This window comes from Staphylococcus sp. GDY8P67P (genome assembly GCF_017892545.1).
Classification (GTDB): Bacteria; Bacillota; Bacilli; order Staphylococcales; family Staphylococcaceae; genus Staphylococcus; species Staphylococcus ureilyticus.
The window spans coordinates 114,136-121,464 of sequence record NZ_JAESLH010000019.1 but is presented as its reverse complement, the minus strand read 5'-3'; the positions used below and the strand labels follow the sequence as shown (position 1 = coordinate 121,464).

Here is a 7,329-nt window from a genome sequence, read left to right as displayed (position 1 = left end):
CGCATAGCGTATGGTTTTTTTATCCAAAAATAGCACGCAGATGATTTAATTCAATTCATCTGCGCGCTTCTTTATTATTCAATACTTCGTATTGTTGACTTGCTTTCTTAGAAATCAGCTTCATACTGCAGTCTTCAGCTTATCCTGTTCCTTCAGTACCTCACCAAAATACAACGTATTCATACGTAATTTCACATTAAAATACTTTAAAAACAACGTCTTATATCAACCAAAATGATGTTAACAATTATTCTACATGTAGACACCCAATCTGTATGCTCTGGTCGTACAATAGAAAAAAATCAATAATGGTATCTGAATGATGTAGCTCTCACAGAATCAAATGCCTTATTTTAAAACAATACAGAAAAGGCAATTTCTATATGATTTCAATAGAAATTGCCTTTTTTCATTTGTCCAAGAACCTTATGTCCCAGACTGTCAGTCTCAAATTAATCTACTAATCAAATCATAATCATTGTTGATAATAATTTATATTAGTTTCTTTATCGTAGTTATTCTGTTGTATCAGGAAAATAACGACGTACTTGTGAAGCGACATTATGACTCATAATAATTTTTGCGTAATCGTTTAAATATACTTCTGATTTATCAGTAGGATATGCGAACTCAAGTAATTGACTGTAACTATCGTTAATTGTTTCTTGTCCAACTGTTTCATCAAAGTGAACAGCGTAGTAATATACATTATTAAGACTATATAATAAATCTTCAAACTCATCTGTTCTTTGATTATTATGGTAAGCATAATCAATTACTTCTTCCAAGTCATTAAATCTAACTATAACAGTACGTGTATTTTGCGGCTTACGTTTGTTGCGTTCTTGATCTTGTTGTGTCTCTTTTTGTTGTTGTCGTTGTTCAAATAAATCCTCTAAACTATCATCTTGATCAAATGTTTGTGATAATAAATCATTAACTTGATGATCTAATTGGTCATTGTCTTCATCAGACATATTGATAAGATCTTCGTTTTTAGATTTAGAAATTGTTACTTCAACGCCCTTTTCAAAGGCATGTACTTGAATCCATAAAGGACCTTCAACAACAAAATCTTCTTCTTCATTGATTTCTTCCATCATGTTCCAAAAGAATTCTTCTCCACGTTTGCGATTAGTCCATAAATCTTCTCGTTTAAAACCTCTTGCTTCTATATCACTATATGTTATAAATAGTTTAACGGTAGTATCGTCAACTCGCTCTATTCTCATATCATCTCACTCCTTACAGTCGATGAATAGTAATCATTATTGTATTAGAACGTAGTAAGAATTACAATTAATTTGTTTGATTAATTTTTACTATTTTCTATTTGGTCTCTTATAATAACATATACCCTTATAAAAGGCCAAAAAACAGCACTTTTTATAGAGTGCTGTTTGAATTTAGTCAATAATTATTCACAATCGAATAATCGATTTGTTTGACGTAAGTATACATTTATCTGTTATGGTAAACACAACAAAACCACAAAGCAACATCACAATAACATTACTTTATGGCTTAATCGCTCTATTTATAAATTAATCAACCATACGTTGCGCTTCTTGCAATTGGAACGTACGTACTTTTCTAGGTAAAAAACGTCTGATTTCATCTTCATTATAACCAACTTGTAAACGTTTATCATCTAAGATAATCGGACGTCTTAATAAACCTGGATTATCTTGGATAATTGAATATAAGTCTTGAAGTGGTAAAGCATCAATATCTACATTTAATTTTTGATAAGTTTTAGAACGAGTAGATATGATTTCGTCTGTTCCATCTTCAGTCATTTTTAAAATTTGTTTAATTTCATCAATTGTTAAGTGTTCTGAAAAAATGTTACGCTCCGTATACGGAATGTCATGTTCTTGTAACCATGCTTTCGCTTTACGGCAAGATGTGCAACTTGGTGAAGTAAATAATGTTACCATACATCTCACTCTCCTATTTTTCATGAATATAAATTCATTAGATTTCAATTTTTATATGATTAAGAAATTACTAAGTCATTTTTACCTCTCTTAACCTTACAATTAAAGTATACCCTATCAACATTAAAATTAAATGAGAATTCTCTAATTTTTTTAAAAATTTTCAAATAAGCTTAATTCCCAATCAATTTAGTTAGAAATATTGATATGTATACAGTTTAACATAACTTACAAATGATTGAAATACTGTTATACTATTACTAAAGTAGATAAATTAAATTATTAAAAAGGTAGGCATCAAAAAATGGAAACTTTATTTTCTGGTATCCAACCTAGCGGCATCCCAACGCTTGGTAATTATATTGGTGCGTTGAAGCAATTTGGTGAAGTCCAAGAAGACTATGATTGTTTCTTCTGCATCGTGGATCAACACGCAATTACAATTCCACAAGATCGATTAAAACTACGTAAACAAACAAGACAACTAGCAGCAATTTATTTAGCTTCAGGCATTGATCCAGAAAAATCAACATTATTTATACAATCTGAAGTGCCAGCGCATGTGCAAGCTAGCTGGATGTTAACAACTATTTCATCTATTGGTGAATTAGAACGTATGACACAATTTAAAGATAAAGCAGTAAAACAAACGGAAGGTATACCAGCTGGCTTACTTACATATCCTCCATTAATGGCAGCAGATATCGTTATTTATAACACAAACATCGTTCCTGTTGGAGACGACCAAAAACAACATATTGAATTAACTAGAAATTTAGTAGACCGATTCAATTCACGTTACAACGATGTTCTTGTAAAACCAGAAATACGCATGCCAAAAGTTGGTGGTCGTGTTATGAGTTTACAAGACCCAACGAAAAAAATGAGTAAAAGTGATGATAACCAAAAGAATTATATCTCATTGTTAGATGAACCCAATGTTGGCGCTAAAAAAATAAAAAGCGCAGTAACAGATTCAGATGGTATTATTAAATTTGATCGTGACAATAAGCCTGGCATTTCAAATTTATTATCTATCTATTCAAGTTTAACTGATAAAACAATTGATGAACTCCAAACACAGTATAAAGATTCTAACTATGGTGAATTTAAATCAGATTTAGCTGAAATTGTAAAAGACTTTTTAGTTCAGTTCCAAGAAAAATATGAGTATTATTTCAACTCAGATGAATTAGATACGATTTTAGATAATGGTAGAGAGAAAGCTCAAAAAGCTTCATTTAAAACATTAAAAAAAATGGAAAAAGCAATGGGCTTAGGTCGAAAAAGATAATCTAAAAATCAAAAAAATTGGCATACATCTCATTTTAAAACAGACCAATCCAAATTAAAGGATTAGTCTGTTTTTTTCAACTTTCGATACATATATTAATCTGGTTGAACTCAAATTTCATCATTCCTTCTACAACTATCCGCGTGATTTTAGCAAATTACAATTTTGTTTAGTTGATGAATGCTACATTAACACCGTAATTTTTGAAATATATCAATTAGGTCTTACAATATCAATATTCATTTATTGTCAGTTCTTCTGTTGGAAAGTAATTATTTAACAAGGATTAAAAATGTATGATATCAAAGAATACGCCACTCTCTATATAATGACATAGAAAGTGACGTATTTTCATTATTTCAATAAGTTGTACTCAAATTTCATTTTTCACTTCTTTTATTTCTTTTTACCAGTTTCACGGTCAATTGATTTATCAATGCTTACTTCTTTTAACGAAGTATCACCACCAATTTGGTGATAGAATAAACCTTTGACTTGTGGATTGGTTAAATGTGCTTCCCCTTTTTGATATATAGGTGCTACAGGTGCATCATTGAGTAATAATTCTTCCGCTTCTTTCATCGCTGCATTACGTTCTTCAGGTTTTTTCAATAATTTACCATTCGCATCTTTAACGAGTTGGTAGTATTTTTTACTACCCCAAGCGGTATTATTTGAAGGATTACCTGTTGTCATAATTTCCAAGAATGTTAGAGGATCTGGATAATCTGGCCCCCAACCTGATAACGATGCTTCAAATGTTTCAGAATGTTCTTGATTTACTCTCTGTTTAAACGGTAATTGTTTAACTTTCATCGTTACACCTGGTAAATTCTTCTCTACTTCTGATTTTATATATTCTGCTGATACTTTTGATCCTGGTGTATCTTCAGTATTCATGGTAAACGTCAATTCTTTCACACCTAAATCTTTTTTCGCTTTTTCTAAGTGTTTCTTGGCTGCTTTCGGATTATATGCAAGTGGTGAATCTATAGATTCGGCAAAGTCTTTGCCGTCAGGTGTTTCTGCCGTTAATTTAGCTGTGAACCCATCTGTCGATTCAGATCCATTATTTAAAACTGAATTCACATAGCCTTCTTTATCAATCGCTTGTGAAATCGCAATTCGTAAATCTTTATTTTTAAATTCAGGTACATTATCTTGATTTAATTTCATATAGAACGTACTAGCTAACAAACGTTTTTTCAAACCAGGATTTCCTTGATATTTATCCACTTGGTCTGCACTGATAGTAGTATCATCTACAGAACCAGTGTCATAAAGTGATGCTCCTGCTTGCTGGTCTTTTAACACTTTATAATTTACACGGTCTAAATGAACTTTTTTCTTGTCCCAATAATCTTCATTTTTAACTAATTGAATTTTATCTTCAACTTTCCAATCTTGAACTTTGAAAGGACCATTAAACACTGTTTTATCTGCAGTTGTAGCATATTGTTCACCATGCTTTTTCACAACTTTTTCTTTTTGAGGCAAGTATGTGCCAAATGCGAGCATTTCATTAATATATGGTATTGGCTTATTTAGTTCAATTTTTAATGTGTGGTCATCTAACGCTTTTACACCTAATTTATCAACATCTTTTTTACCCATATTAATGTCTTCAGCATTTTTTAAGTCATACATTATGTAAGCATATTCTGAAGCTGTATCTGGATTGACAACACGTTTCCATGCAAAAACAAAATCTTGTGCAGTAACTGGATCCCCATTAGACCATTTTGCATCCTTACGCAATTTAATTGTCAAGGTCTTACCGCCATTACTTTTCTTTGGCATTTCTTTAGCGACACCTGGTTGTGCTTTATCATTCTTATCCAAAGTGTAAAGACCTTCATAGACTTGATTGAATAAATCAAAAGATACCGTGTCGGTCACTAGTGCAGAGTCTAATGAAGAAATATCTTGTGGTATCACTTTTCTAAATACTTGTCCTTTGTCCGAGTAGATACCTTCAGCACTGCTACATCCCGCTGTAATCACCGTTAAAGCTAATAAAACTATAAATAGTTTAATCCTTTTCATATTAATCCCCCTTCCCCTTATACTGATGGTGCTTGCATTTGAGATTTTAATGTTTCTGCTTCTTCATCCGTAGTAAATACAAAATGGCCAGGTTGTATTTCATTTAATGACCGTTGATTATTTTTGGATGTGTCTTCTTTATACACTGTTCTTTTTCGAGAACGTTCACTTTCAGGATCCGGTTGTGGTACTGCTGAAAGCAATGATTTCGTGTAAGGATGTAACGGATGATTGTATATTTCATCTGCAGAACCTAATTCGACAATTTTACCAAAATGCATTACTGCTATTCTGTCTGAAATATATTTCACCATTGAAAGGTCATGGGCAATAAATAAAAACGTAATATTGTGTTCTCTTTGCAACTTTAATAACAAATTAACGACCTGGGCTTGTATTGACACATCTAACGCTGATATTGGCTCATCTGCAATAATAAATTCTGGTTCTACTGCTAATGCACGTGCAATACCGATACGTTGTCTTTGACCGCCTGAGAATTCATGTGGATAACGATTGGCATGTTCTTTGCTAAGACCTACTGTTTCTAATAAATTGTAAACTCTTCTTTTTCGGTCTTTTGTCCCACTAGCTAGCTTATGAATATCTATCCCCTCTGCTACGATATCCATGACTTTTAACCTTGGGTTTAATGAAGCATACGGATCTTGGAAAATCATTTGCATCTTTTTATTAAACTTTAAAGAATCTTTACGGTTTTTTATTTTTTGAATATCGATACCTTCATAAAGTATTTCTCCATCAGTTATATCATTGAGTTTAATAATAGCTTTACCAGTTGTAGATTTTCCACAACCAGATTCACCAACTAATCCAAATGTTTCCCCTTTATAAATATCAAATGAAATATTTTCAACTGCACGCACTTCGTTACGCTTTCCTTCATTAAAATATTGTTTAACATTTTTCACTTGTAAAAGTATGTCTTTATTTTGCATCATCAAACGCCACCCTTTCTACTTGTTGCGGTTTATCGTAATTATTTGGCATCTTACGTAAACGTTTTTGTACCATTTCTGGTGGTTCAACATGAGGTGCACGCTCGTCAAGTAACCAAGATTTCACAAAATGTGTATCAGATATTTTGAACCATGGTGGCGGTGTTTTAAAATCCACATCTAATGCATATTGGCTACGTTCAGCAAATGCATCTCCTTTAGGCGGGTGTAATAAATCTGGTGGTGTACCTGGAATAGCTAATAATTCTGTTTCTGAACCAGTCGTTAAATCAGGCATCGATGATAATAGTCCCCAAGTATACGGGTGTTTAGGGTCATAAAATATTTCATCTACATCCCCTGTTTCAACCATTTGACCACCATACATAACAGCTACTCTGTCTGCTATATTAGCAACAACACCTAAATCATGAGTGATGAAAACGATTGAAGTACTTATTTTACTTTGTAACTCTCTCATCAATTCTAATATTTGAGCTTGCATCGTTACATCAAGTGCAGTAGTTGGCTCATCAGCAATTAATACTTTAGGCTCACATGCAAGTGCTGTCGCAATGACTATTCTCTGTCTTTGTCCCCCTGAAAATTGATGTGGATAGGCATTAAAACGTTTTTCAGCGTTTGGTAAACCGACAAGGTTTAATATTTCCAATGCTCTTTTTTTCGCATTTACTTTATTGTAATTTCTATGTTTCATTAGTGGTTCCATAACCTGCTTGCCTATTTTCATTGTAGGATTAAGCGAAGTCATCGGATCTTGAAAAATCATAGAAATATCTTTTCCTCGTAATTTAATTAACTCTTCTTCTGATTTTTGAGCTAAGTCTTCACCCAAGAAATTAATAACACCTTTTTTAATTCTCCCTGTATCACCTTGGAATAATTTCGTAATAGCTTTTGTTGTCACTGATTTCCCAGAACCTGATTCACCAACAATCGCTAGTGTTTCTCCTTTATCTAGAAAGAAATCCACGCCACGTACTGCTTGCACTTCCCCTGCGTCAATATCAAAGGAAACATGCAAATTGTTAACTTCTAATATTCTTTCTGACATAAAATGTTGCCCCCT

The 7,329-nt window shown here is 32.5% G+C and carries 6 protein-coding genes; 1 reads left to right on the top strand and 5 read right to left on the bottom strand.

The window, feature by feature from the left end; genetic code table 11:
* Nucleotides 1-515 precede the first annotated feature (515 nt).
* Together mecA and spxA are read right to left on the bottom strand one after the other, a co-directional pair.
* A complete protein-coding gene (gene mecA / locus KA833_RS07415; protein WP_046208057.1) occupies nt 516-1,232 on the bottom strand; it encodes an adaptor protein MecA in 717 nt (238 codons plus the stop codon).
* Nucleotides 1,233-1,544: 312 nt separating this feature from the next.
* Nucleotides 1,545-1,940 carry a transcriptional regulator SpxA gene (gene spxA, locus KA833_RS07410; RefSeq protein ID WP_040030144.1) on the bottom strand — a complete coding sequence of 132 codons (396 nt, stop codon included), beginning with the start codon at nt 1,938-1,940 and terminating at the stop codon, nt 1,545-1,547.
* Between the two features lie 304 nt (nt 1,941-2,244).
* Here spxA and trpS point away from each other — a divergent pair, with 304 nt between their 5' ends.
* A complete protein-coding gene (trpS, locus tag KA833_RS07405; protein ID WP_046208056.1) occupies nt 2,245-3,234 on the top strand; it encodes a tryptophan--tRNA ligase in 990 nt (329 codons plus the stop codon).
* Nucleotides 3,235-3,630: 396 nt separating this feature from the next.
* On the opposite strand, the gene KA833_RS07400 is transcribed toward trpS, so the two are convergent.
* Genes KA833_RS07400 through KA833_RS07390 form a run of 3 tightly spaced genes read right to left on the bottom strand, consistent with a single transcriptional unit; the run spans nt 3,631 to nt 7,314 of the window.
* The gene (locus KA833_RS07400) at nt 3,631-5,280 is read right to left on the bottom strand and encodes a peptide ABC transporter substrate-binding protein (RefSeq protein WP_210128665.1); all 1,650 of its coding nucleotides are present in this window, start codon (nt 5,278-5,280) and stop codon (nt 3,631-3,633) included.
* Nucleotides 5,281-5,297: 17 nt separating this feature from the next.
* On the bottom strand, nt 5,298-6,239 hold the full coding sequence (locus KA833_RS07395) for an ABC transporter ATP-binding protein (RefSeq protein ID WP_150822840.1): 942 nt from the start codon (nt 6,237-6,239) through the stop codon (nt 5,298-5,300).
* Nucleotides 6,229-7,314: an ABC transporter ATP-binding protein gene (locus KA833_RS07390; protein ID WP_046208053.1), complete on the bottom strand. Its 1,086-nt coding sequence runs from the start codon at nt 7,312-7,314 to the stop codon at nt 6,229-6,231. Before KA833_RS07390 ends, KA833_RS07395 begins: the two co-directional genes overlap by 11 nt.
* Nucleotides 7,315-7,329 lie beyond the last annotated feature (15 nt).